At 66.1% G+C, this 24,604-nt stretch carries 21 protein-coding genes; 12 read left to right on the plus strand and 9 right to left on the minus strand.

Annotation, left to right across the window (positions count from 1 at the left end):
* Position 1: 1 nt before the first annotated feature.
* The 4 genes from GJ700_RS05445 to GJ700_RS05460 are packed head-to-tail and all read right to left on the minus strand — an operon-like array spanning position 2 to position 4,428.
* Complete coding sequence (locus tag GJ700_RS05445; protein WP_154371657.1) at positions 2–1,201, minus strand: ABC transporter permease; 1,200 nt, start codon at positions 1,199–1,201, stop codon at positions 2–4.
* Positions 1,201–2,448, minus strand: a complete 1,248-nt coding sequence (locus GJ700_RS05450) for an ABC transporter permease (protein ID WP_154371658.1) — start codon at positions 2,446–2,448, stop codon at positions 1,201–1,203. Before GJ700_RS05450 ends, GJ700_RS05445 begins: the two co-directional genes overlap by 1 nt.
* Before the next feature lie 9 nt (positions 2,449–2,457).
* Complete coding sequence (locus GJ700_RS05455) at positions 2,458–3,123, minus strand: ABC transporter ATP-binding protein (RefSeq protein ID WP_154371659.1); 666 nt, start codon at positions 3,121–3,123, stop codon at positions 2,458–2,460.
* A 21-nt stretch (positions 3,124–3,144) separates the two neighbouring features.
* On the minus strand, positions 3,145–4,428 hold the full coding sequence (locus tag GJ700_RS05460) for an efflux RND transporter periplasmic adaptor subunit (RefSeq protein ID WP_229506817.1): 1,284 nt from the start codon (positions 4,426–4,428) through the stop codon (positions 3,145–3,147).
* 233 nt (positions 4,429–4,661) lie between these two features.
* Here GJ700_RS05460 and GJ700_RS05465 point away from each other — a divergent pair, with 233 nt between their 5' ends.
* Entirely contained in the window at positions 4,662–4,841 is a 180-nt protein-coding gene (locus GJ700_RS05465) for a hypothetical protein (protein ID WP_154371660.1), read from the plus strand.
* A 3-nt stretch (positions 4,842–4,844) separates the two neighbouring features.
* Here GJ700_RS05465 and GJ700_RS05470 read toward each other — a convergent pair whose 3' ends face one another.
* The 4 genes from GJ700_RS05470 to GJ700_RS05485 form a co-directional block, all read right to left on the minus strand.
* Positions 4,845–5,516 carry a PEP-CTERM sorting domain-containing protein gene (locus GJ700_RS05470; protein WP_154371661.1) on the minus strand — a complete coding sequence of 224 codons (672 nt, stop codon included), beginning with the start codon at positions 5,514–5,516 and terminating at the stop codon, positions 4,845–4,847.
* 181 nt (positions 5,517–5,697) lie between these two features.
* A complete protein-coding gene (locus tag GJ700_RS05475; RefSeq protein ID WP_154371662.1) occupies positions 5,698–6,822 on the minus strand; it encodes a branched-chain amino acid ABC transporter substrate-binding protein in 1,125 nt (374 codons plus the stop codon).
* A gap of 135 nt (positions 6,823–6,957) precedes the next feature.
* Positions 6,958–7,743 (minus strand): substrate-binding periplasmic protein, encoded by a 786-nt coding sequence (locus GJ700_RS05480; RefSeq protein ID WP_229506818.1) that lies wholly within the window; start codon positions 7,741–7,743, stop codon positions 6,958–6,960.
* A 131-nt stretch (positions 7,744–7,874) separates the two neighbouring features.
* Complete coding sequence (locus GJ700_RS05485) at positions 7,875–10,322, minus strand: coiled-coil domain-containing protein (protein ID WP_154371663.1); 2,448 nt, start codon at positions 10,320–10,322, stop codon at positions 7,875–7,877.
* A gap of 168 nt (positions 10,323–10,490) precedes the next feature.
* Between GJ700_RS05485 and GJ700_RS05490 the strand changes: the two genes are divergently transcribed.
* Complete coding sequence (locus tag GJ700_RS05490; RefSeq protein ID WP_229506847.1) at positions 10,491–13,307, plus strand: glycosyl hydrolase 115 family protein; 2,817 nt, start codon at positions 10,491–10,493, stop codon at positions 13,305–13,307.
* A gap of 25 nt (positions 13,308–13,332) precedes the next feature.
* Here the strand turns inward: GJ700_RS05490 and GJ700_RS05495 are convergent, their stop codons facing one another.
* Positions 13,333–15,300 (minus strand): sigma-54-dependent Fis family transcriptional regulator, encoded by a 1,968-nt coding sequence (locus GJ700_RS05495; protein ID WP_229506819.1) that lies wholly within the window; start codon positions 15,298–15,300, stop codon positions 13,333–13,335.
* A 405-nt stretch (positions 15,301–15,705) separates the two neighbouring features.
* Here GJ700_RS05495 and GJ700_RS05500 point away from each other — a divergent pair, with 405 nt between their 5' ends.
* The 10 genes from GJ700_RS05500 to GJ700_RS05545 all read left to right on the plus strand — a co-directional run bounded on the left by GJ700_RS05500 (position 15,706) and on the right by GJ700_RS05545 (position 24,604).
* On the plus strand, positions 15,706–16,713 hold the full coding sequence (locus GJ700_RS05500) for a thiamine pyrophosphate-dependent dehydrogenase E1 component subunit alpha (protein WP_154371665.1): 1,008 nt from the start codon (positions 15,706–15,708) through the stop codon (positions 16,711–16,713).
* 36 nt (positions 16,714–16,749) lie between these two features.
* Entirely contained in the window at positions 16,750–17,805 is a 1,056-nt protein-coding gene (locus GJ700_RS05505) for an alpha-ketoacid dehydrogenase subunit beta (RefSeq protein WP_154371666.1), read from the plus strand.
* A complete protein-coding gene (locus GJ700_RS05510; RefSeq protein WP_154371667.1) occupies positions 17,802–18,059 on the plus strand; it encodes a lipoyl domain-containing protein in 258 nt (85 codons plus the stop codon). Before GJ700_RS05505 ends, GJ700_RS05510 begins: the two co-directional genes overlap by 4 nt.
* Complete coding sequence (locus GJ700_RS05515; RefSeq protein WP_154371668.1) at positions 18,056–18,757, plus strand: 2-oxo acid dehydrogenase subunit E2; 702 nt, start codon at positions 18,056–18,058, stop codon at positions 18,755–18,757. Before GJ700_RS05510 ends, GJ700_RS05515 begins: the two co-directional genes overlap by 4 nt.
* Entirely contained in the window at positions 18,758–19,531 is a 774-nt protein-coding gene (locus GJ700_RS05520; protein WP_154371669.1) for a lipoyl protein ligase domain-containing protein, read from the plus strand. It begins immediately after the preceding gene.
* 31 nt (positions 19,532–19,562) lie between these two features.
* Positions 19,563–20,120 (plus strand): twin-arginine translocation signal domain-containing protein, encoded by a 558-nt coding sequence (locus tag GJ700_RS05525; RefSeq protein WP_229506820.1) that lies wholly within the window; start codon positions 19,563–19,565, stop codon positions 20,118–20,120.
* 10 nt (positions 20,121–20,130) lie between these two features.
* Entirely contained in the window at positions 20,131–21,717 is a 1,587-nt protein-coding gene (locus GJ700_RS05530; RefSeq protein WP_154371670.1) for a GMC family oxidoreductase, read from the plus strand.
* Between the two features lies 1 nt (position 21,718).
* Positions 21,719–22,924, plus strand: a complete 1,206-nt coding sequence (locus GJ700_RS05535) for a porin (RefSeq protein ID WP_154371671.1) — start codon at positions 21,719–21,721, stop codon at positions 22,922–22,924.
* A gap of 167 nt (positions 22,925–23,091) precedes the next feature.
* Positions 23,092–23,502 carry a hypothetical protein gene (locus tag GJ700_RS05540; RefSeq protein WP_154371672.1) on the plus strand — a complete coding sequence of 137 codons (411 nt, stop codon included), beginning with the start codon at positions 23,092–23,094 and terminating at the stop codon, positions 23,500–23,502.
* A 79-nt stretch (positions 23,503–23,581) separates the two neighbouring features.
* On the plus strand, positions 23,582–24,604 hold the full coding sequence (locus GJ700_RS05545; protein WP_154371673.1) for a hypothetical protein: 1,023 nt from the start codon (positions 23,582–23,584) through the stop codon (positions 24,602–24,604).

Genomic DNA, 24,604 nt, shown 5'->3' on the forward strand with positions numbered 1-24,604 from the left:
ATCATTCGTAGCGCAGGGCGGAGGTGGGGGGCATGCGGCTGGCGTGCCAGCCAGGGTAAAGCGAGCACAGCAAGGATAGCAGATAGATCAGCCCCATCGACAGGCCCAGTGCGTAAATAAACACGGACCAGTTCAGGTGTTCGCCCAGCACGCCCGTCAGCGGCAACTGCACCAGCAGCGCCAGCCCGGCCAGCATGGCGAAGGTCGACAGCAGCATTTGTTCGCCGACGATCTGGCGGTGGATGGCGCCGCTGGGTGCGCCCAGCGCGCGCCGCAAGCCGATTTCCGGGATGCGGCGCGTGGTGTTTTGCCACAGCACGCCGAACAGGCCGAACGCCACCATCACCAGCAGGAAGGCGGCGATCACGGCCAGCACCAGCAGTGGCGCCAGCTGTTGCTTCAGCAAGCTGGCGCGCAAGTCCGCCAGCGGCGAGATCGTAAAGCTCCAGTCGTTGCGCACCAGTTTCAATTGCCGTTGCAAGGCGGTTTCAAAACTGCGCGGTGTGCCGGGTTTGATCCGCAGCAGCATGGAATTGATGCTGGGCAGCGAGCCATCCGGTGCGTGACGCGTCAGCATCAGATTGGAGGGCGGGTCCAGTTCACCCTTGGTGCGGTACGCTTCCAGCACGGCGGCAACGCGGTAACGGACGGCGGATGTGTCGTTCTCAGCGCCGGTGAAGGTCCGGCCCACCGCCGCCTGGCCAGGAAACCAGCGGTCCGCCATGTGCTGGTTGATGACGACCGGGACTATGCCGGCGCCGTCGTCCGCGCTGCTGAACCATTGTCCTGCGACGGGTGTCATGCCATTGGTGGCAAAGAAGTCGTCGCTGACTTCCAGCATTTGTACGGCCTCCCCCGGTCCGTTCGCCGTGCGCTGGATACTGGTCGTCATGGTGCGCATGGTGTACGGCGCGAACGTGGTGAAGGCGCTGTGCTCCACCTCCGGCAATTCGCGTACCGCCAGGCGCAGGCGGGTATACAGATCGGCGTCCTTGGGCATGCGCTGGCCATCGCCCGGGTTGATCTCGACGGCCCACAGGGGGCGGTAATCGAAGCCCACCGGTTCGTGGTACAACTGCCAGCAGCGCACCGCGATAGCGGACAGCGCAAACACCAGCACGAAGGCCAGCAACAGTTCCAGGCTCAGCATCAGGTTGCGCGTCTTGCGCTTCCACATCAGTTTCAGTAAATGGCGCAGCATTACGCGGTTCCTTTCAGTGCATGGACGGGATCGAGGCGGGACATTTTCCAGGCCGGCGCCACGCCGGACAGCACGCCGAACACCACGGTCAGCAGCAAGCCATAGCCAAACACGGCGCCGTTCAGGCTCACCTTCAGGTAAGGGATCAGTTCGGCGCTTTCCAGCCACGCCAGCGCCAGCGCGGCGCATGGCAGGCTGAGCAGGCCACCGGCCAGGCACAGCAGCACGTTTTCCGTCAACAGTTGCGCTGCCAGCTGGCGGTTGGTGGCGCCAAACGCCTTGCGGGTGCCGATTTCCGTACTGCGTTCCATGATGCGGCCCATGTTCAGGTTCACCAGGTTCAGCGCGGGCAACAGCATGAACAGCACCGCCAGCAGGGCCAGCACGGCGATCAGCCCGCCGGCGCCGGAATCGAGGGTCTGGCTTTGCGTGACGGTGCGCGCCACCACGTCGAGCTTGTCGTCGGCAAAGAAGTAGGCGCGGCTCCATTCGCGCGGATCGTCGAACTGGACGGTGCGCGCCACCTGCTGCACTTCGGCGCGGATGGCGTCCAGTCCGGCCGGGCTGTCAGCCATCAGCAGCGCGGTGAAGGTGCCGAACATTTGCCGGCGGTAGCCGCTGTCCGGAAACGTGGTGAGCGGCACCCAGATGTCGGAAAACGCGTTCAGGTGCAGCGCGTCTTCCACCACGCCGACCACCTGGAATTGCTGGTTGCCGGCCTGGATTTGCCGCCCGACGGCGCCAGCCGCGCTGGCGCCGGGGAACAGCCGGCGCGCCGTGCTGCTGTTGATGACGGCCACCATGCGGCCCTGCGCCACGTCGTCCGGTGTGTACAGGCGGCCGGCCTGCACCGTGAAATCCAGGATGCGCCAGTATTGGGCATCGGTGCGGCGCATCAGCAGTTCGCTGATCCGGTCGTCGTCGGACACCGACACGGTTTGCGGCATGGTCAGCGCCGACACCACGGCGGCGGATTTGAGCGGCTTGAGATACTGTTCGACCACCTTGTAGCCGAGCGGACCGTAATAGCGGTTGCCGCGCCCGTCCAGCCGCGCTTCGATGGCGAACACTTGCAGGTAGCGGTCGCTGCGGCCTTCCACGCCGGTGGGGTGGAAGGCTTGCTGCAGCAATGCGGCCGCGACCAGCAGCACGGTCAAGGTCAGCATGATGCACAGCAGGCTGAGGGCGGTATACAGTTTGCGCCGCAGGCACACCTTGTAGGCCATGAGGATGTAGTTTTTCAGCATACGATGTCCTTATGCGACCAGTTGGCCATCGAATACCCGCACCACGCGGTGCGCGCGTTTCGCCTGATGCTCATCGTGCGTCACCATTACCACCGTGGTGCCTTCGCTGTTCAGCCGCAGCAGGATCTCCATGACTTCGTCGCTCATGCGGCTGTCCAGGTTGCCGGTGGGTTCATCGGCCAGCAGCACTTGCGGCTGGCCGGCGATGGCGCGCGCAATGGCGACCCGTTGTTGCTGGCCGCCCGACAGCTGGTTCGGGTAATGTTCCATGCGCGCGCCCAGCCCCACTTTTTCCAGCGCGGCGGCGGCCATGCGGCGCCGCGCGGCGGCGTTGACGCCGGGGCGGTACAGCAGCGGCAGCTCGACGTTGTCGATCACGCGCAAGTCGCCGATCAGATGAAAGCTCTGGAAAATGAAGCCGAACGTGCGGTTGCGCAGGCGCGCCACGTCCTGGTCGCGGTACGTGTGGACCGGCTTGCCGGCCACCTGGATTGCGCCGGTGCCGGGGCGGTCCAGCAAGCCGATCACGTTCAGCAGCGTGCTTTTGCCGCAACCGCTGGGCCCCATGATGCAGACGAATTCCGCTTCCTTGACGTGCAGGTCGATGCCGCGCAGCGCCAGCGTTTCGATTTTGTCGGTCTGGTAGGTTTTGCTGACTTTTTCCAGCTTGATCATGATGGTTGGCTCTCGGGTAAGTTAATTGGTGATGCGGAGCGTGTCGTGCTCCTTGTAGCGGCTGATGTCGGAAATGATCAGGCGGTCGCCGGCCTGGGCGCCGGCCACGATTTCCACGGCCTTGCCATCGCTGGCGCCGATGTCCAGCATGACCTTGTGCGCCACGCCGCCGCGCAGCACGTAACCTTGCTGGCGGCCCTGGCCATTGAAGGCCGCGCCGTTGTCGGCCAGCAGCACACCTTGTTTCCTGTCGGTGACGATGCGCACGTCGACGCGCATGCGGTTGCGCAGCAGCGGGTGGCTGGGCTGGTCCAATGTGGCCAGGACGGTGACTTTGCCGTCGCGGATTTCCGGCAGCACGGTGTGCACGCGGCCCGCCAGCGGCTGGCCATTGTGTTCCACCTGCACCGCCAGGCCGGAAGCGAGGCGGCGCGCGTGGAAATCCGATACCGTCGCTTCCACCCGGTAATGCTGCAAGTCCGCGACTTTCGCCAGCGCTTGCCCGGTGACCACCGCCGCGCCTTCATCCGCCGCCACCGACGTCAACATGCCGGCGAAGGGGGCCCGCACCTCGGTTTGCCGTTGCAGCAGCAGTTGCTGGTCCAGCTGTTTTTGCAGGATGGCTTTTTGCAGCCGCGCGTCGGCAATGCTGCTGGCATTGACGCGCGCCGTGTCGTCGATGAATTCGCGCTGCTGGCGCAATTGCACTTCGATGCGCTGCACGTTCAGTTCCGCCGTCAGCATGTCTTCGCCGGAAATGCCGCCGGCCTTGCGCAATAGTTGCGAACGGTTCAGCTTGGCGCGGGCGCTTTGCAAATCCAGTTCCAGCAATTCGATGGCGGCCCGGGTTTGCTTGCGCTTCTGCTCCAGTTCCACGCGCAAGCCGGCCATGCGGTTTTCCTGTTGCGCCAGTTGTTCGTTCAGGCTGGCGATGGCGACCCGCACGCTGCTGTCGTCGAGGGTCAGCAGCAATTCGCCCGCCGCCACTTGCTGGCCCGGCTTGGCATGCACGTGGGCAATGCGGCTGGGAATCGGACTGGGGACGGTTTCTTCACGTTCCGGCACCACCACGCCGGTGGCGCTGATGCTGTTGGCGATGTCGCCGCGCCGGACTTCCGCCACCGCGATGTCGTGCGCACTGGCGCTGGGACTGGCGTAGCGGTGAACGCCCCAGGCTGCGCCGCAGACCAGCGCCAGGCCAACGGCAATGGCGGCGATGGTGCGGCGGCGGTGGCGGGCGGCGACGGCGGGGGAGATGGCCTGGTCCATGTGGTTGCGTTTGCGGGTGGATCGTGCCTGTGTCATTGCAAACGCCGTGCCACGTGGTGTGGGACGTCAGGGTGGCGTGAAAACCCGATAGGTTTCAAGCACTTGGAGGTAAAGGATGGCCCGTGGAGGGCTGCGCCGGTTGCCCGGTGCAGGACAGCCGTGCCCGGATCCGGGCACTATTTCTTGAGGGTATCCTGCGCCAGTGTTCCGGCTGCCAGCGCTAGACTGGCGCCATGACGCGCCGACTTGATGATTATACTGCCGAGAAAGTGGCAGTTGCCTTGCTGACCCGCGCCGCCTTCGGCGAGGGCACGGCCTATACATACGCCGAGCTGGCGGGGATTCCAGCCCGGCTGATCAACGATATCCTGGATCGTCCGGTGGGACATCTGCGCGAATATTCCACCGTGCTGCAGCCGTCGCCGGACCGGCGCAGCGGCAGCCGGTAGCGATCAGCGTTGCTTGCGGCGGCGCGCGGCGGCGATGCCGGCGATGCCCAGGCCCAGCAGCGCCAGGCTGCCTGGTTCCGGCACGTTGGTGCCAGGGCCGATATCGAGATTATCCAGTGCGAAATACGGGCCGTCGTTGCTCCTGATGCGCAGCGACGTCAGGTTGCTGAAGTCCGCACCGGCAATAAAATGCTCGAAGTCGTTGCCAGATACCTGATTCTGGTTGAGGTTGGTGATGGAAATCGTTGCGCTGGTTTGCGTGCCGTTGGCGCGCGTGCCGGTCAGTCCGATCGGGGTACTGCCAAAGTATTGCGTGTACCAGCTATCCCACGAAGCCATGTCCACACTGTTCAGCGAAAACGGCTGGTTGGTGTTGCTGGTGATGGTGACGTCGTAGGCCAGCAGGTAATCGGTGCCATTGTAAGGTTGATAGTAGTAATCGGAAGGCGAATAGCTTGTGCCGATCCAATACTGGCTATAGATGGACGAGGTGAAGGTATAACCACCCAGCGAAAAGCTGGCGCCGTCGAAAGCAGTGTAGCTTCCGGATTGATAGCCGTTAGGGGCGGCAGTATTGGCGAGGTTGTTGAAGTCGATCACCGTGGCGTTGGCGTTGACAGCGCAGCAGGCGAGGATGGCACTGGCGACGACGGTGCGGATGGCTGGCTTGAACATGATACTCCTAGGAATGTTTGGTTTCCTGGGAGTAAGCAACTTTCATGCCGGAAATATTTTATCCCCTGCAATCAGGCAGTTACGTGTGCAGTGTGTTGACGAGGTGCGCCAACTGTAAGATTTCCCGACACGGCGCCGGCATGCGGCGCCGTATTTCGCGGTTTTTAACAGCTATTAACAGTTAGTAGCTGGTAATTGGCGATGGAGTGCCGCCCTTGAAGTTAAAGATGGTGACCAGCGATTCCTTCATGTCACCCTTCGCATCGAACGCGTAGGTACCCATCACACCCTTGTACGCACCGGTGCTGATGGCGGGACCCACTTTGGCCGGATCGGTGGAATTCACCTTTTGCATGGCGTTGGCATACATCATGGCGGCGTCGTAATACGTCGCGGCATACACATCCGGATCGCGGTTGTAGCGCTTCTTGAAGCTGGCCTTGAATTGCGGACCGGCGGCAGCCTTGTCGAGCAGCGCGCCGCCTTGTGAGCACAGCACGTTTTCGCCCACGGCGTCGCCGCCCAGCTTGCCCATTTCCGCCGTGCAGATGGTGTCGCCGCCCAGCAGCTTGGCGTTAATGCCCAGCTGTTTCATCTGGCGCGCCATCGGCGCCGCCTGCGGGGCATAGCCGCCAAAGAAGATCGCTTCGACGTTCTTGGCTTTCAGCTTGGTCAGGATGGCGGTGAAGTCGACCGCCTTGTCGGTGGTGTATTCGTGGCCCGCCAGTGTCAGGCCCGCAATCTTGGCCTGTTTCTTGAATTCTTCCGCCAGGCCCTGGCCGAACGCCGTGCGGTCGTCGATGACGGCCACGGTTTTGAATTTCAGTTCCTTGGCCGCATACAGCGCCATTTTCGAACCCAGTTGCGTATCGCTGGCGTTGACGCGGAAGACGCCTTTATAACCCTGCTGCGTCACCTTCGGATTGGTGGCCACGGTGGCGATCAGCGCACCGGCGTCGTTGTAGGCGCGCGAGGCGGGAATCGCGACGCCGGAATTGTACGGACCGACCACGTAACGCACGCCGCCGTCGATGAATTTCTGGGCCACTTGCACGCCGGCTTTCGGGTCGCCCTGGTCGTCTTCCGACACCAGTTCGAACTTGATTTTCTTGCCGCCCACGGTAATGGGTTTCGCGTTCAATTCTTCGATCGCCAGGCGGGCCCCGTTTTCATTATCCTTGCCCGAGAACGCTTGCGCGCCGGACAGCGGGCCGGTATGGCCGATCTTGACGGTTTCCTGCGCCGCTGCGGTATGGATGGCGCTGATGGCGCCCAGCAGGGCGAGTGCATGTTTTGTGTATTGCAACGATGTCTCCTTGGTGAGGGGTGCGCCTGCATTATCCCCAAGGCGAATTGGCAGGGCAAGCACAAACCGGGCGGGCCGTCCGGCTATGCGGAATTATGCGGAAAGGTGATGAAATCCGCCTAAGGGGCGGGGTGGTCAGCGTTGCGCCGTGCGGCGGCGCTGGCGGGCCAGGGCGGCATTGATGCGGTCGATCAAGCCGTTATCCTGGCCATAGGCAATGGCGAAGTGTTCGCCATTGTCGGTTTGGACCGGCTGCGGCAGCAGGGACACGCTCACGTCCGGCGGCAGGTTCATGTCTTTCAGGAAGGGCGCGATAAAGGCGCGCAGTTCCGTTTCGACGTCCTGGGCGGAGTCCCCGCTGGGCTGTACCAGCAGTATCGCGTCGACCCGCCTGAGCAGCAGGCGCTGCAGGCGCGCCGAGCGCGAGGCAATGTCATCTTCGACGCGGAAGACTTTATTGCGGCGGCGTTCGAAGTCATCGCCATAGGTATAGCCGCGTACGGCGCCGACGGTCTTGCCGCGCAAGTCGTCCAGTGTATTGAAGGGGAAAGTGGCGTCGCTGCGCGTCACCAGCCACAGCGTCGTGCTGCCGGCCGGCTCGGAATAATGCAGGTCGCGCAAGCGCTCTTCATTTTTCGGCAAACCGAAAATCAGGCCGGCGCCGCTGCGGGCATTGCGCTCGGCGCGGGGCCATGGATAACTCTTGATGTCGAAGGCAATATTCAACTCTTGTTCGAGATAGTCGAACAATTTGCGCCGCCCCGGTTTCAGCGGTTTTTGCCGGCCCTGCGCATCGAGCGCGTCGCCCAGCAACAGCGTGACAGTGTGCGGCGCCGCTGCGCGGGCGGTGACGCCCAGTGCCAGCATGCCGGCAGCCAGTCCGCACGCTGTCAAGAATGTGCGCTTGCTTTGGAATGCCATGGATGATCCAAACATAAAGCCACGGCCCGGTGCTGGCGAAGGGATGGTGGCGACAAGCAATTATTGCAGAGATTCGATCAAAACACGCTAAAACCCCCTTTTTACCTTGTATTTGATGTCAATAAGCTATTTTAGCGTTGCGTAGGCGCTGTGGTGCCCGCATTGTCCCCGCTGGCGCCACTGCTGCCTGGCTCACCGGCAGGCTGGACCGGACGTACCGGGGGGACCGGGGCGGCGCTGGGCACCCGGGCTGCCTGGACTGGCGGCAGCGGCTGGCGGGCGCCTGCCGCCGCGATGGCGGGCGTGTTGTAAGCGGCAATCGCGGCCGCCAGCGCGGGATCGGCCGCATTGGGCGGGCGCTGCGCCTTGGCGGCCTGGGCCGCTTGCTGTGCCTGGGCTGCCTGCGCGGCGGCGGCCTGCGCTTCCGCATCCAGCTCGTCCTGGGCCTGGCGGGCGGCGCTGGCCGCGTCGCGCAATGCCTGGGCTTCCGCGTCCTGTTTCAGCCGGGCCTGGCGTGTGGTGTCGCGCACCTGTTGTTCCCGTTGTTGCTGGTCCCGTAGTCGTTGCACGTCGCGGTCGTCGCGCGCCGCTTGCTGCTCCCGCACCAGGCGCTGCTCAGCCGCGCGCTGGGCGGCGGCCATGGCGGCGGCGCTTTGCGCTTCCTGTGCCGTGGCCTGGCGCTGGCGTTCCTCGGTCGCCCGTTGCGCCGCACGTTCGTCGTCGATCGGATTGCCGCGGCTTGCCTGCTGTTGCGCGTCTTGCCTGCGGGCCGCTTCGCGCTGTTCGTCCATCCGGTCCGCCAGCACATTGGCTTGCGCCCGCAGGTTGGCTTGCCCGGCGGTGGTCAGGCGCACGTTGTCGGCGCGGTCGGCTTGTACGCGCTCCTGCTGCGCTTCGGCCGCGGTGCGGGTGGCCAACTGCGCGGCCAGTGCGCGGCGCTCGGCCAGTATCTGACTGGCATCGGCTGCGGTTTGCGTGCGCGCGGTTTCCTGGCGCTTTGCCTGCTGAGTCTGCTGCGTTTGCTGTGTCTGTTGTGCCGCGGCGGTTGCCTGCGCGGCGTCGCGCCGGGATTGCTCCTCCGCTTGCCGGGCTGCCTGGGTACGCTGAGCCAGTTGCTCTTGCTGAGCCTGCGCCGTCTGCGCCTGTTGTGCCGCCTGTGCTTGTTGCGCGGCTTGCTGTGCCTGCGTCCGCTGGGCCAGTTGTACCTGCTGCTCGAATGACTGGGCCTGCGCGCGCTGCTGATTGTTCGTCGCTTGCAGTCCGGATTGTGGCTGTCGTGTCTGCAATGATTGGTTCTGTGTCTGCTGTGCCTGGCGCGCCTGCGTCGCTACGGCTTGCCGTTGCGCCGCGATGCGGGCGGCCAGCGCAGCTTCATCGCGCGCTTCCGCGACGGCGGCCGTGTTGCGCCGTGCCGTGGCGAGGTCGTTGTCCCGCCGGACGGCAGCTTGCTGTTGCGCGGTTTGGTTCAGGCGGACGGCCGCTTCCTGCTGGCTGGCGCGCAACCGCGCATCGGCGTCCGTAGCGCTTGCCGAGTTTGCCGGGTTTGCCTGGTTTGGCTGGGCCCGGGTGGCAGTCAATTGCTGTTGTTGCTGCAGTTGCGCATCCAGTGCCGTTTGCTGGTGGTCCAATTCCTGGCGCAGGGCGGCAGTGCGCTGGTCGAGGTCCGCATTTTGCAGCGTGGCCAGTTCCGCCTGGCGCCCGGCGGCCATGCGGCTGGCCAGGGCGCTTGCCGCCGCGTCTTCCTGTTCCGATACCTCCAGCTGGCGCTGCTCCGCAACGCGGTCCGCCGCCAGCCGGTCGGCCTGGGTTTCCTGCCGCTCCTGCGCCGCTTCCGCCGCCGCATCGCGCGCGACAGCCAGTTGTTGCTGGCGTTGCAATTCCGACGGGGTGGCGGCCAGTGCATCGTTCAGGGCAAGGTTGGCCACCGCCGCATCCGATCCGGGGGAGGCCGGTGGCGCGGCGGTGGGCGCCGGAGTCGCCTCGGTGGCCGCTTCCGCCTGTGCCACCGCCGTGCCCAGCGCGGTGAATTCATCCGTGGTGCGCGCCAGCAGCGCCAGCGTGCCGTCGCGGTCGGCGGCAAAGGCGGCGCGCAGCAGCGGCGCCTCCACATTCAGAATGTCGGCGCTGGAGGCGGGCGCCAGCGGATCGAGCGTGATGCCGATGCCGGCCAGCGTGCTGCTGGAAATGGGGCCGCCCCGCCCGGCGGTGGCGCCCAGTTGCTGCAATACCAGCGCCAGCCGTTCGCTCAAGGTGCCGCCCTGGTTGTCGGGCAGTGGCGGCAGCGTATCGATGGCGGACGGCGGCAACTGGTTGAACGATTGCGTCAGGTTGGTGGCCGCCACGTTCAGCAGCATGATTTCCGCTGCCGTGGGTGTGCTTGCCGTGCCGCCTTGCAATTGTTCCAGCTGGCGGCGCGTCAGCGCGACCGTGGACAGGAATTGCGCCAGGCCGGAAAAGTCCACTGCGGACGCGTTATCGGCCAGCGCGTTGGCGGCGGCCAACGCGGCTGCGGCGGAAACAGAGGGCGTCACCGGGGCAACCGTGGACACCGGATCGGCAGGGTTGGTTATGGGCAGCATGGTGTCACCTTCAGGCGGGGTTGTCGCATCGAGCATGCGCGCCTGCGTGGTCCCTGTCTGTGGGGTGGGCCACATTATGGGCTGCCCGGTCAACGGTGCGCGGCGGCGGCGCGTTGTTGGGGCGATAATTGACCCTTTGAAATAAATCAGGAGTATCGCGTGACATGGATGCAGAGGCTGGCGCTGGCCGCCAGTTTGGCCGGTGTGCTGCTGGCCACGCCGCATGCCCGGGCGGTGGGGCAAAAGCGCTTCGTCGGCTACGACCAGGCGCCGCCGGCAGCCTTCGGACTGGTGCGGGGCAGCGATGCCGCACCGCTGTACGCCGACAGCGGCGACTATCCGGCCGTGCTGCGGGCCGTCGCGGATTTGCAGGCCGATATCGAACGCGTCAGTTCGCGCCGTCCCACGCTGGCCCGGGGCACGCCGGCCGGCGCCGACGTGGTGATCGTCGGCACCCTGGGCAAACATGCCGTCATCGACCGCCTGGTCCGTTCCGGGGCGCTGGACGTGGCCGCCATCAAGGGCAAATGGGAAGCGTGGCACATGCAAGTGCTGGTCCGTCCGCTGCCCGGCGTCGAACGCGCGCTGGTGATCGCGGGCAGCGACCGGCGCGGCACGCTGTACGGCATCTATGAATTGTCGGAACAGATCGGCGTGTCGCCGTGGCACTGGTGGGCCGACGTGCAGCCGCAGCGCCACCGCCAGCTGTACGTGGAAGAGGGCACCAGGGTGTCGGAAGCGCCCGTGGTGCGCTACCGCGGCATGGCGCTCGACGGTGAAGCGCCGGGCCTGGCCGCATGGGCAAAGCAATCGTTTGGCGGCTACAACGCGAAGTTTTACGAGCGTGTCTATGAACTGCTGCTGCGCCTGCGCGGCAATACACTGTGGCCCGCGACCAGCGAAACGGTCTTCCTGGCCGACGACAAGCAGAATGCGCAGCGCGCCGAAGATTATGGCGTGATGCTGGGCACGCCGCCGTCGGACGGCAAGGCAAAGCGCCTGTGGAAAGGGCCGCAACTGGCCTATTCGTGCGGCGGCGACGGCAAGGCGCCGGCCGACGACGCGCTGATGCTGATGTGCGACGACGGCGCCGGCTACGTGCGGCGCCTGCCCGCGCACGATGAACGCCAGCGCGCCGGCGGCGCGGGCATCGAATACCACATTGCCCGTAGCGGGCCGCAGCGCTCGTGGCTCAATGCGGCGCCGCTGCCGAAAATGTGGGAACAATTGCACCTGGCATGGCGCCACGGGGCCGACCGCATGTGGATCGCGCACGTGGGTTCGCTCAAGCCGTTCGAGGTTCCCGCCGAATTCTTTTTCACCTATGCGTGGAATCCGGAAGTGTGGCCGGCGGCACGCCTGCCGGAGTACCTGAAACTGTGGGCCGGCCGTGAATTCGGGCCGCAATATGCGGACGACGTGGCCGACATCGTCGGCAAGACGGCGCAATACAATGCGCGCCGCGCGCCGGAATTGCTGGCGCCCGGCGATTACAGCCTGTTGAATGGCGAAGAAGCAGCGCGCGTGGTGGGGGAATACCGCGCCATTTCCGGCAAGGCGGAAAAGATCGATGGCGGCTTGCCGTCGGAATTGCGCGATTCGTTTTACCAACTGGTGCTGTATCCCGCGCAAGCGTCCGCCGTGGCGGTGGACATGCTGACGGCGGCCGCGCAAAACCGCATGCAGGCGGAACAGGGCAGGGTGGCCGCCAACGACCTGGCGAACAAAGTGCGCGACTTGTTCAAGCAGGATGCCGAGCTGGCGCGCGTATACCACGAAGACATCAGCAGCGGCAAATGGAACCGCTTGATGGGACAGGTGCACCTGGGCGGCGGCACGCTGCGCAACGTGATGCCGGCCGTGGCGGAAGTGCAGCCCAGCCGCAGCGCCGACATGGGCGTGGCGGTGGAAGGCAGCGCTGTGGTGTGGCCGGAAGCGGGCAGCGACCAGCTGGCGCTGCCGCGTATGGATGGCGGCGGCAAGCAGCAGCGCTATGTCGAGATTTTCAACCGGGGCCAGAACCCATTCAAATTCACGATTGCCGCCAGTGCGCCATGGATCAACCTGAGCCGTTCGGGCGGCACGGTGGCCAAGTCGCAGCGCGTGACGATCGACGTGCGCTGGGCCGATGTCCCGGCCGGGGCCGAGATGGCGGCGCTGGCGATCCTGGGACCGGACGGTGCGAAAGCCTCGGTGCGGGTGCCGTTGCGGCCGACGACCACGGGCGTGAAGCCGGCGCCAGGCAGTTATTTGGAAGCGCAGGGCGCCGTGGCGGTGGAAGCCGAACATTTCGCGCGGGCGCTGGCGCCGGAAGGGCGGCAGTGGCTGCGCATTCCGGGGCTGGGACGGAGTTTGTCCGGCATGACGGCGCTGCCGGTGGTGGCGCCGCCGCCCCCTCCACCACCACCTCCGCCGCCGCCCCCGCCGCCCAAGCAGGACGAAGCGAAGCCGGACGAAGCGAAGCCGGACGAAACGAAGCCGGCGGCCGAGGGCGAGGAGGCCGTCGACGCGGCCGCCGCCTCGGCGGAACCGGCGCCGGGCGTCTTTTCCGCCGCGCCGGCGCCCCCGGCGCAGGCCGAACCAGCGCCCGTTCCCGCGCCGCCGCCGGCGCCCAAGCTGGCCGACCTGCGGCTGGAATACGATATCCACCTGGTAACAAAGGGCAGCGTGACGGTGCAGGCGGTGCTGTCGCCGACCCGGGCTTTCCTGCCGGGCCGGGGCCTGCGCTATGCGGTGTCGATCGACGACGAAGCGCCGCAACTGGTTGACATCCATGACCCGGCCCATGCCGCGGCGTGGCGCACGGCGGCGCAGGATAACGCGGTGGTGTTTTCCACCACGCATACGGTGTCCGCTCCCGGTCCGCATGTACTGAAGTTCTGGTCGGTCGATCCGGGCGTCGTGCTGCAGCGGCTGGTGGTCGATACCGGCAGCCTGAAGCCAACGCTGCTGGGGCCGCCGGAAAGTCCAAAGGCGGCGAACTGATGCAGGGCGCCGGGTTCTTCGGCCCCTATTCGCTGGCGTTCGGCGCGACGATGCCCAGGCGCTGCATCTTGCGGTAAATCGTTGCGCGGCAGAGGTCGAGTTCGCGGGCGGTTTTCGTCACGTTCCAGCGCTGCCGGCGCAACGCCGCCACCAGCGTTTCCCGCTCGGCGTCCTCGCCGCCAGCGGGCGCAGTCCCTGACTGCGCCAGGCGGGCGGGTGGCGCACCACGGCCCGCGCCGGCCGTCAGCTCGGCCGGCAAGTCTTCCAGCCGCACTTCACCGTTATCGGACAGCGCCAGCGCCGAGCGCAGCACATTGTGTACCTGGCGCAGGTTGCCCGGCCATTGGCAGGCCAGCAGGGCGGCCAATGCCTCGTCCGTGAAGCCGGCGTTGGCATAGCCGGCTTCGGCGGCGATCCCGGCCAGCACCTGCCGCAGGATCGCGGCGATATCGCTGCGTTCGCGCAGCGGCGCCAGATGCAGCTTCATGCCGTTCAGGCGGTAATACAGGTCTTCCCGGAACTGGCCGGCCATCACCAGGTCCAGCAGGTTGCGGTGAGTGGCGCAAACGATTTGCACGTCCACCGGCTGGGCTTTTTCAGCCCCCAGCGGCAGGATTTCCTTTTCCGCCAGCACCCGCAATAAACGGGTTTGCATGGCCAATGGCATGTCGCCAATTTCATCGAGGAACAGCGTGCCGCCATGGGCCTGCAGCAGCTTGCCGCGCATGCCCTTGGCGCGCGCGCCGGTGAACGCGCCGTCGGCATAGCCGAACAGTTCGCTTTCTATCAGCGATTCGGGAATCGCCGCGCAATTGAGCGCGACGAAGGGTTGTTCGCGGCGCTCGCTGGCCAGGTGGATGGCGCTGGCGAAGGCTTCCTTGCCGGTGCCGGTTTCCCCCTGCAGCATGATGGCGATGCCCTTGTCGATCACGCGCCGCAGGATGGCGACATTGCGCGTCATGTGCGCATCCTGTCCGGCCAGGTCGTGCAGCGTCAGCGCGGTGCGCACGGCCGCCGGGGCGGGCAAGGGGCGCGGCGGGCGCGCCGCGAACGGGGATACGGTGCGGCCGCACGGCGGGCGCATCAGCGCGTAGTACTGGCGCCCGCTCAGCAGGGAGCGCAGCGGCAGCGTCTGTCCATGCTGCGGGCTGCCGGCGGCCAGCAGCAATTCGAAACGGGTATCGAAGACCTGGTCGACGTTGCGCCCGATCAGGCCCGCGCCGCCATCGCTGAGCTGCTGCGCGATATTGCGGTTGACGGCAATCACGCGGCCCGCGTGGTCCAGCGCCATCAGGCCATCGGTGACGACTTCGGCGAATTCGCGGCGGCGGCTGAGACGGATGATCCAGTGGTCTTCGAATTTCTTCAGGAAGTGCGCATTCTCGATCATCTTGGCCGCCAGCGTCACCAGTTGCAGCACCAGCGCCTGGCTGCGCTTGTCGCCGGGCGACGACAAGGCCGACGTGTCCAGCACCGCCAGCAGGGCGCCGTCGGTATCGAGGATGGGGGCGGCGCTGCAGGTCAGGCCGGTATTGGTGGTGCGGAAGTGCTCGGCCTGGTGCACGGTCAACGCATGCTGGTCGGCGATGCAGGTGCCGACCGCGCACGTGCCTTCCTCCGCCTCGGACCAGCATGAGCCGAGATACAGCCCGGCGCGCCGCAGCTCGCGCGAATTCATGGCGTCGCCCTGGAAGTCCACCGTCACGCCATGGCAATCGGTGAGCAGTACCACGTAGCCGGCGGCGCGCACCTGGTTGTGCAGGTATTCCACGCCGCCCTTGGCGATCTGCATCACTTGTTCCATCGGGTCCTGGTGGTCGCGCAGCGAACCGCCGGCCAGCACGCGCGGCGCCTGGCGCCGTCCGGGATCGAGTTTATGCGTGGCCAGCGAACGGCGCCAGGCGCCGGCGATCAGTGGATCGGGGCCGGCGATGCCGCGGGCGGTCAGTAGCGCCAGCCCGGTATCCTGGCTGGCGGGGTAGGCGGTGCTCATGAAATCGGTCTCCGTGGCTCCCGCTGCGGGCGGGATGGCTCTGTCTTCAATCATGCTAGCAAAGCGTATACCACGTCGCAAGGCAGTGTCCGGTGCGACAGGTGTAGCAGGCTGGCCGCTCGCAGCGTGCGCAGCAACGGGGTTGGGACCGCCAACCGCATGGCGTGCAAGGTCACTGGCCCGTTATTTGCATGGGGCGTCATCCCGGTCCCCCGCGCCCGTGAATTTTTTTTCGCCCGGCGCCAAAAACAACATCGCCCGCACCGTGCGACGCCTTGTCGCGCCGTTGTCGCAGCAGCGACACCTGTCTCCGCCCAAAGCGACAGAAATCCCCGTTTCATGCCCCTTTTGGGATTGGCACGCTTGTTGCCCAACAGGGAATACCGACCAACAAAGGAGACAGCAATGGAACACACATCGGAGCAATTGGTCTGGATGTACCAGACCATGATAGCGATACGCGAATTCGAGGACACCATGGTCAAGGTGTACCTGGAGGGCAAGCTGCCGCCGAACATCCAGAAAGGACTGGCCTTCGATATCGGCGCCGGGCCGGTGCCGGGCGAGATGCACCTGGCGGCGGGACAGGAACCGGTGGCGGTGGGCGTGTGCGCCCACCTGCGGCCGGATGACACCGTGGTGGGCGCGCACCGTTCGCACCACTTCGCCATCGCCAAGGGCGTGCGGCTGCCGGAAATGACGGCTGAAATGTTTGGCAAGGCCACCGGCCTGGGACGCGGCAAGGGCGGCCACATGCACCTGTTCGATCCCACCGTGAAATTCAGCTGCAGCGGCATCGTCGGCGCCAGCATGCCGCCGGCGTGCGGCGCGGCGCTGGCGGCGAAAAAGCGCGGCACCGATGCGGTGGCGGTGGCGTTCTTTGGCGAAGGGGCGACCAACCAGGGCGCCTTCCACGAATCGATGAACCTGGCCGCTCTGTGGCGCTTGCCGGTGGTGTTCATCTGCGAAGACAACAAGTACGCGATCTCGGTGGAAAAGGCCGACTCCACGGCCGTGGCCAACAACTCCGAGCGGGCCGCCGCGTATGGCATGCACGGCATGCTGGTCGAGCGCAACAGCGCGCTGGACGTGTTTGAGGCGGCCGGCGTGGCGATCGCCCGCGCCCGCCGCGGCGAAGGACCGACCCTGATCGAAGTGAAAACAGACCGCTACCACGGCCATTTCCAGGGCGACCCGGAAGTCTACCGCGCCAAGGGCGAAGCCGAGCAAGCCCGCAAGAACGACCCGATCCCGCAACTGGCGGCATTCCTGCGCGCACACGGCTTGCTCGACGATGCGTCCGACGCGGCCCTGACTGCCGAGGCCAAGGCCCGCGTGGCCAGCGCCTACGCATTTGCCCGCAGCAGCCCCGATCCGGCGCCGCAGGACGCGCTGCAACACGTGTACGCATGACGCGCACGCGACGATCAATTCACGATGGAGACAGAGATGAGCACAACAACCATTGCGCCTGAACGCAAGCTGACCATGGCGCAAGCCATCGCGGAAGCCATTGCCCAGGAAATGCAGGCCAACCCGGAAGTCTTCGTGATGGGCGAGGACGTCGGCAAGTATGGCGGCATATTCGGCGCCACCAGCGGCCTGCTGGCGAAATTCGGCAAGGACCGCATCATGGATACGCCGATTTCCGAAACGGCCTTTATCGGCGCCGCCATCGGTGCGGCGGCCGAAGGCATGCGGCCGATCGCCGAACTGATGTTCGTGGACTTTTTCGGCGTTTGCATGGACATGATCTACAACCACATGGCCAAGAACACCTATATGGCGGGCGGCAACATCCAGCTGCCGATGGTGCTGATGACCGGCATCGGCGGCGGCTACAACGATGCGGCCCAGCACTCGCAGTGCCTGTACGCGACGTTCGGCCATTTGCCCGGCATGAAAGTGGTGGTGCCGTCCAATGCATATGACGCGAAGGGGCTGATGATCCAGTCGATCCGCGACAACAATCCGGTGGTGTTCATGTTCCACAAGGGGATCATGGGCTTGCCGTGGATGTCGTTCTTCGAGGGCAGCACCAACCTGGTGCCGGAAGCGGCGTATGCGATTCCCTTTGGCCAGGCCAGGGTCGTGCGCGAAGGCACGGACGTCACCATCGTCACCTTGAGCCAGATGGTGCAAAAGGCCGTGCTGGCGGCGGCCGAACTGGAACAGCAGGGCATTTCCGCCGAAGTGCTCGACCTGCGCACCATCGTGCCACTGGACCGGCAAGCCATTCTCGATTCGGTGCGCAAGACCGGCCGCCTGCTGGTGGCCGACGAGGATTACCTGAGCTTCGGCCTGAGCGGGGAAATCGCCGCCATCGTGGCGGAAAACCTGGACACGGTGCCTCTGCGCGCGCCCGTCAAGCGGCTGGCCGTGCCGGACGTGCCGATTCCCTATGCGCGCCCGCTTGAACAATTCGTGATCCCGCAAGTGGCCGGCATCGTTGCCGCCGCCCGCGAACTCGTTACCGGCCTCACCATTGAAAGGAATGCAGCATGAGCACCCAACATCCGATTCACCTGCCGGACAGCGCCTGGGACGACGTCGAGCCCGGCACCGAAGCCTTGCTGGAGCAATGGCTGGTGCAACCCGGCGACCGCGTCAGCGCGGGGCAGCCCATCGCCATGGTGGTGATGGTGAAGACCGGCATCGAGGTGTGCGCGCCGTGCGATGGCTTGCTGGAGCAGGTCCTGATCGATGCCGACGGCACGATCGCCCAAGGCAAGGCGCTCGGCGCCGTGCGGGAGGCATGATGATCGCGCTTCCCTCCTCCTTGCCCGAGCCCGACCTGGTGCCGCTGCGCGGGATGCGCGGCAGCATCGCCCGCAACATGGCGGCGGGCTGGCAGGCGCCGCGCGTGGCGCTGGCCATGCAAGCCGACATGAGCGCCTGCAACCGGCTGCGCGCGCAATTGCAGCGCCGCGCCGAAGGCCTGCGCATCAGCGTCACGCCGGTCGTGCTGCGCGCACTGGCGATGTCGCTGAAGCGCTTCCCGTCGATCAATGCACTGATGCGCGAGGGCGCGTTTGAGCGCATGCCGGGCGTGCATATCGGCCTGGCGGTGGCGCTCGACGACGGGCTGGCCGTGCCCGTGATCCGCGATGCAGACCGCAAGTCGATCGTCATGCTGGCGGCCGAGGCGGCGGAACTGGCGGCCGGCGCCCGCGCCGGGACCTTGCCCATCAAGGCTTACCAGGGCGGCACCTTCACCGTATCGAGCCTGGGCGCGGCGGGTGTCGACTGGTTCACGCCCATCCTCAATCCGCCGCAGGTCGGCATCCTGGGACTGGGCCGGGTGCAGGACCAGGCCGTGGTGCGCGGTGGCGAGATCGCCATTGCGCCGATGACCACGCTGAGCTTCGTGTTCGACCACCGCGCGGTGGACGGCCACCCGGCCGCGCAGTTCCTGGGCGACCTGAAAGCGCGGCTGGAATCCTGCGAGGGCCTGTAAATGTTCACCCCATTGTGGAGCATGGACGGCGGCCCGGCGCCGGCCGCGTGCGAAGAGGAACAGGCGTGGAACGAGCGGCGCCTGGCGGAGCCCGTCACCAGTCCGGCGCTGCGGCTGTGGACTTACCGCGTGCCCGGCGTGGTGCTGGGCTGCGCGCAACGCCGGCTCTACGAGCTGGGGCCGGCGCTGCCGGCGGACGGTTCGGCCATCACCGTGATACCGCGCATGGCCGGCGGCGGCGCGGTGCTGACCGGGCCGTGGATGCTGAGCGCATCGGTGCTGCTGCCGTATGGCCATCCGCTGCTGTCATCGAGCCTGGTCGACAGTTACCGCTGGCTGGGTGAGGTGTTTGCCAGCGTGCTGCGCGGGCAGGGCTTCACCTGCCACGCGGCGACGCCGGCCGAGGCGGCGCGCCTGCAGGAACAACGCGGCAGCGACGACCTGGACTGGGCCTGTTACGGCGGCTATTCGCCGTGGGAAGTGGTGGCCGGCGGCCGCAAGCTGGTCGGCCTGGCCCAGGTGCGGCGCCGCACCGGCGTACTGCTGGCGGCGGGTTTGCTGCTGGACCAGCCGGACTGGCTGTTGCTGACCGGCGCCATGGGCCGACCGGCCGCGCACGCGGCGCGGCTGGCCGCCTGCAACACCTCGTGCACGCAGCTGCGTGGCGCCGGCAACTGGAAAGACGCGATTGCCGGGCCGTTGCTGCGCGCGCTGGAGTATGCATTGTTTCAACTGCCGGAAGACATGGCAGGGCAGGAGTTGGCGCTGTATTGATTGCTACGGATAACCATAAAAGGAGACAACCATGGAACACCAACAACACGCCATGAGAGTGGTGGAAAAACGCATCAGGCTGACGCGGCGCGGCTTCCTCAAGGGCGCATCGGTCGGCGTCTCGGTACTGGGCGCCGGCGCCCTGATGGCGGCGCCCTCCGACGTGATGGCGCAGTCGTTCACGGTGCTGGGCAGCGACACCGCCCTGGTGCTGCTGAAAATGGCGCGCGACATCTTTCCGCACGACCGGGTGGCGGACAAGTTCTATCTGCACGCCATCGCCCCCTACGACGCGGATGCGGCCAGCGACCCGGCGCTGAAAGCGTTGCTGCTGGACGGGATCGCGCAACTGAACGCCAGCGCCCGCAGGCTGCATGGCAAGGATTACCTGGCGATCGAGGACGAGGCGCGGCGGGTCGAGGTGCTGCGCGCCATCGAGGACTCGGCATTTTTCCAGAAGATCAAGGGCGGCCTGGTGACGGGGCTGTACAACAACCCGGAACTGTTCCCGCTGTTCGGCTATGAAGGCTCATCGTGGGAAAAGGGCGGTTACGTGAACCGCGGCTTTAACGATATCGACTGGATCTGAGGAGATGGCAATGGCGACCCCGAACAGCAGCAAATACAGTACCGGCGACCGCGACGTGGTGGTGGTGATCGGCTCCGGCGCCGGCGGCGGCACGCTGGCCAATGAACTGGCGCAGCGCGGCGTGCGGGTGGTGATCCTGGAAGCGGGCAAGCACTACACGCAGGCTGATTTTGAAAATGATGAATGGGCCATGTTCAACAAGATTTCATGGCTGGACAAGCGCATTTCCGCCGGCGGCTGGCACCACACGAAAACCTATCCCAACCTGCCGGCATGGATCGTCAAGGGCGTGGGCGGCTCCACCGTGCACTTTTCCGGCGTGGCGCTGCGCTTCCAGCCGCACGACTTCCGGACCCGCACCATCTACGGCCAGGTGGAAGGCGCCAATGTGCTGGACTGGCCGATCACTTACGCCGACCTCGCGCCGTATTACGACAAGGCGGAAAAGAAAATGGGCGTGGCCGGTTCCAGGGCCAGCGGCATGCCGCCCATGCCGGAAAACAATCACTACAAGGTGATGGCGGCCGGCGCGCGCAAGATCGGCTACCGGAAGATCGTGCGCCCGGTGGCGTCCAACAGCAAGCCCAACGACGGGCGTCCGGCCTGCCAGCAGATCGGCTTTTGCATGCAGGGCTGCAAGATCGGCGCCAAGTGGTCGACCTTGTACACGGAAATACCCCGCGCGTTGGAAACCGGCAGGGCCGAATTGCGCCAGCAAGCCATGGTGCTGAAAATCGAGCACGACAAGTCCGGCAAGGTGACAGGCGTGCTGTACGTGGATGAACACGGGCGGACGCAACTGCAAAAGGCGCGCGTGGTGTGCGTGGCGGGCAATTCCATCGAGTCGCCCCGGCTGTTGCTGAACTCCGCTACTTCGCTGTTCCCGGACGGGCTGGCCAATTCGTCCGGGCAGGTCGGCAAGAATTACATGAACCACGCCACTGCCGCGGCGCTGGCGGTGCACCGCCAGCCGGTCTACATGTACCGCGGCTTCGATATCGGCGCCGTTGTTGCCGATGAGGTCGACCTCGATACCCGTCGCGGTTTCAACGGCGGCTACTACCTGGAAGGGCTGGCGCTGGGCTTGCCGTATACCGCCGCGTTCATGAAACCGGGCGGCTGGGGGCGGGAGGTCACGTCCGCGCTGGACATGTATGACCACATGAGCTGCGTGTGGGTGTGCGGCGAAGACATGGCGCGCGAACAGAACAGCATCACGCTGCATCCGACCGAGCGCGACCAGTACGGCTTGCCGGTGCCGATCGTCACCAAGACCTACCACAAGAATGACGATGCGATCGCTGCGCACGGCCTGATGCAGTTCCGCAAGCTGTCGGAAGCGGTGGGCGCCACGCGCGTGATCGACATGCCGGCCTACCCGGCCAGCCACAACATGGGAACCAACCGCATGAGCGCACTGGCGCGCGACGGCGTGGTGAACAAGTGGGGCCAGTCGCACGACATCAAGAACCTGTTCATCTCGGACGGCAGCCAGTTCACGTCCAGTTCGGCGGCCAACCCGACGTTGACCATCGTGGCGCTGGCGATCCGCCAGGCCGAATACATCGCGGGCGCCATGCGCCGCAAGGAGATTTGACATGCGCGGGAAAATGCACGGGAAAATGCGCGGGATGGCGGCGGCGTGCGCGCTGCTGGCGGGAAGCGCCCAGGCGGGCGTGGGTTTCGAGACGGCCGAGGGCTGGAAATTCAGCACCGATGGCTGGGTGATCCTGCAGGCGCACAAGCAAAATGGCGACCTGCCCGGCGCCACGGGCTTTCGCATCACGTCGGGCACCACGCCCAGCCTGATCGCCTTCAACGTCACTGCGCCCGCCACGGCGGGATTGAACATCACCAGCCGCGTGGGCTTGTACATCAACCCGCATTCGGGCGAGGGCAATTTCCGCAATGCCGGCAATGTCGGCGATACCGGCGCGAAAGCGCTGGACCCCAGGGAAATCTGGACCAAGGTGTCGGCGGGCTGGGGCGAAGTGGTGTTCGGCAAGGCCTACAGCATTTACCAGGGCGAGGCGGTGCTGGCCGACGCCTCGGTGCTGGCAGGCGGCCTGACGGGGTATGACCACGTGAATACGCCAAACGCCTTTGCCGCCAGTTTCAATGGCGGCTACATGTGGGCCAACTTCAACGCGGGCGTGCGCTACAACTCGCCGCGGGATACGCCGCTGACGTTCTCGGTCGGCGTGTACGACCCCAGCCAGATCCGCAATGTGTTTGTCGGCTCCGGCGCCAGCCAGACCCGTACGCCGCGCGTGGAAGCGGGGCTGTACTACCAGCCGGTGCTGGGGACTGCGCGCATCAAGCTGTATGCCGATGCCATCCGCCAGGATGCGCGCGGGTGCATGACGGCGGCGGGCACGCCTTGCGCCAGCACGCGCGTCGCCACGCGGGGGGGGGCGGCCGGGATCGTCGCCGATCTCGGCGCCGTGAACCTGGTCCTGACCGGCTTCCGGGGCCAGGGGCTGGGCTCGGTGCTGCTGCAGGACGTCGATGCGCTCGATGCGGCGGGCCTCGAGCGCGACAGCCGGGGCTACTTCGGCCAGCTGGTGTACCGGCCTCAGCCGAGGTTGTCGCTGCGTTACAGCCACGGCCGTACCCACATCGATGACACGGCGGCAACGGCGGGCCATACCGGCAAGACCCATATCGCCGGCGCTTACTTGACGGTCAACCCGCTGCTGACCGTGTATGGCGAACTGGCCCGCTCCACGTTCACGCTGAACCCCGTGTTCGGACGCGCCACCAGCACCGACTACGCCACCGGCGGCATCCGGTTTATGTGGTAGCAAGCAAGATTATTGCGAAACAGTGCGCAAGAGGCGGGCAGCGACCCTGTCCGCTTCCTGCCTCCCGGTCCCGTGACTCTGTTATGTGCCGCACGGTACACAACAAGTGAACGTCCTATCGTGTGTCAGGCAATGCAGCCCATTCACTACACGACGAGGACTCCATCATGGACAATATTTCTTCCGGCACCAACAAACCCAGCGATACCGTAACGGCAATCGGCCGCGATCTTTCCAAGGATACACACAGCGCCATCGATACTGCGGCGGACAAGGCGCAGCCGACGGCAGACCGCCTGGCCAGCTCGGCCCATGCGGCCGTGGACCGTATCGCCGACAAAGTGCAGCCCACCGCTGAAAAGCTGGCATCGGCCGCGCACAGCGCCACCAACAAGATTGCCGATACCGCCAACAAGGTCGGCGACACGCTGGCCAACAAAGGCGAAAAACTCAGCGCCACCTACAAGCAATATGCAGAACAGGGCCGTGGCTATGTGCGTAGCAGCCCGGCAATTTCCGTGCTGGTGGCGATGGCAGCCGGCTATGGCCTGTCGAAACTGCTGAGCTCGCGTAAGTAAGCCATCACGCAGCGCCCGCACCAGCGGGCGCCGCCGTCTCCAGCGTCTCCTTCCGCATTTCTACCCAAACGGGATCGCCATGAACACTTCCATTCCTTATCCATCCACAGCAGGCGCCGGTGTCAACCCGGTGCCGGTGCCCGCCGCCGAACCCAGCTATGCGGCGGTATCGTGGAGCGCGGTGGCGGCTGGGGCGGCTGCGGCCGCAGCGCTGTCGTTCATCTTGCTGGTGCTGGGCGTCGGGCTGGGGCTGTCGGCGGTGTCGCCGTGGTCGTACAGTGCGCAGCCCCTGGGCAAGGCGACCATTCTGTGGGTATCGCTGATGGAACTGGCTTCGAGCGCCGTGGGCGGCTACATGGCGGGCCGGCTGCGCGTGCGCTGGTCCGGCGTGCATGGCGACGAAGTCTACTTCCGCGACACGGCCCACGGCTTGCTGGCGTGGGCAGCCGCCACGTTGCTGGTGGCCGCGCTGATGGCGGGCGCGGTGCGTGCGGCGCTGGGCGGTGCGATCGATGCGGGCGCCGCAGTCGCGAATATCGTGCCGGATAACGCGACTGGCAAGGTTGCCGAGGTTGTGGCCGAGACCGTCGCCCCGGCGGCGCCGTCCGGCGGCGGAACGCCAGCCGCGCGGCAAGCGGCGCGCACTCCGGCCGCCGGCGATGCGGCGTCGGCGGACGCCAATGGACCGGCGTCAAGCAATTTTTCCGCCTATTACGCGGACGTGCTGCTGCGTTCCGACACCGTGCCCGTGCCCGATGTGACCGGCGCCGCGCTGCGCGCCGAACTGGTGCGCTTGCTCGACCGCCAGCCTGGCGGCCTGTCCGACGAAGACCGCCAATATGTGGCGCGCATGGTTGCCAAGCGCACCGGCCTGGAGCCGTCCGATGCGGAACGCAGGGTGGACGATGTGCTGGCCCGCCTGAACCAGGCGCGCGCCGACGCTGCTGCGCGCGCCAAGGCCGCCGCCGATGCGGCCCGCAAGGCCGGCGCATATTCCGCGCTGTGGATGTTCTTTGCGCTGTTGCTGGGCGCCTTTGCCGCCAGCCTGGCGGCGACCTTCGGCGGCCGCCAGCGCGATCTTGCCTCTCCACCCCGTTCCTGA

The organism is Pseudoduganella rivuli (assembly GCF_009674485.1).
GTDB lineage: Bacteria > Pseudomonadota > Gammaproteobacteria > Burkholderiales > Burkholderiaceae_D > Rugamonas > Rugamonas rivuli_B.

Coding starts and splice junctions, on each gene's coding strand:
- GJ700_RS05445 (WP_154371657.1), bottom strand. CDS start 1,201: ATGCTGCGCCATTTACTGAAACTGATGTGGAAGCGCAAGACGCGCAAC.
- GJ700_RS05450 (WP_154371658.1), bottom strand. CDS start 2,448: ATGCTGAAAAACTACATCCTCATGGCCTACAAGGTGTGCCTGCGGCGC.
- GJ700_RS05455 (WP_154371659.1), bottom strand. CDS start 3,123: ATGATCAAGCTGGAAAAAGTCAGCAAAACCTACCAGACCGACAAAATC.
- GJ700_RS05460 (WP_229506817.1), bottom strand. CDS start 4,428: ATGACACAGGCACGATCCACCCGCAAACGCAACCACATGGACCAGGCC.
- GJ700_RS05470 (WP_154371661.1), bottom strand. CDS start 5,516: ATGTTCAAGCCAGCCATCCGCACCGTCGTCGCCAGTGCCATCCTCGCC.
- GJ700_RS05480 (WP_229506818.1), bottom strand. CDS start 7,743: ATGGCATTCCAAAGCAAGCGCACATTCTTGACAGCGTGCGGACTGGCT.
- GJ700_RS05485 (WP_154371663.1), bottom strand. CDS start 10,322: ATGCTGCCCATAACCAACCCTGCCGATCCGGTGTCCACGGTTGCCCCG.
- GJ700_RS05490 (WP_229506847.1), top strand. CDS start 10,491: ATGCAGAGGCTGGCGCTGGCCGCCAGTTTGGCCGGTGTGCTGCTGGCC.
- GJ700_RS05495 (WP_229506819.1), bottom strand. CDS start 15,300: ATGAGCACCGCCTACCCCGCCAGCCAGGATACCGGGCTGGCGCTACTG.
- GJ700_RS05500 (WP_154371665.1), top strand. CDS start 15,706: ATGGAACACACATCGGAGCAATTGGTCTGGATGTACCAGACCATGATA.
- GJ700_RS05505 (WP_154371666.1), top strand. CDS start 16,750: ATGAGCACAACAACCATTGCGCCTGAACGCAAGCTGACCATGGCGCAA.
- GJ700_RS05510 (WP_154371667.1), top strand. CDS start 17,802: ATGAGCACCCAACATCCGATTCACCTGCCGGACAGCGCCTGGGACGAC.
- GJ700_RS05515 (WP_154371668.1), top strand. CDS start 18,056: ATGATGATCGCGCTTCCCTCCTCCTTGCCCGAGCCCGACCTGGTGCCG.
- GJ700_RS05520 (WP_154371669.1), top strand. CDS start 18,758: ATGTTCACCCCATTGTGGAGCATGGACGGCGGCCCGGCGCCGGCCGCG.
- GJ700_RS05525 (WP_229506820.1), top strand. CDS start 19,563: ATGGAACACCAACAACACGCCATGAGAGTGGTGGAAAAACGCATCAGG.
- GJ700_RS05530 (WP_154371670.1), top strand. CDS start 20,131: ATGGCGACCCCGAACAGCAGCAAATACAGTACCGGCGACCGCGACGTG.
- GJ700_RS05535 (WP_154371671.1), top strand. CDS start 21,719: ATGCGCGGGAAAATGCACGGGAAAATGCGCGGGATGGCGGCGGCGTGC.
- GJ700_RS05540 (WP_154371672.1), top strand. CDS start 23,092: ATGGACAATATTTCTTCCGGCACCAACAAACCCAGCGATACCGTAACG.
- GJ700_RS05545 (WP_154371673.1), top strand. CDS start 23,582: ATGAACACTTCCATTCCTTATCCATCCACAGCAGGCGCCGGTGTCAAC.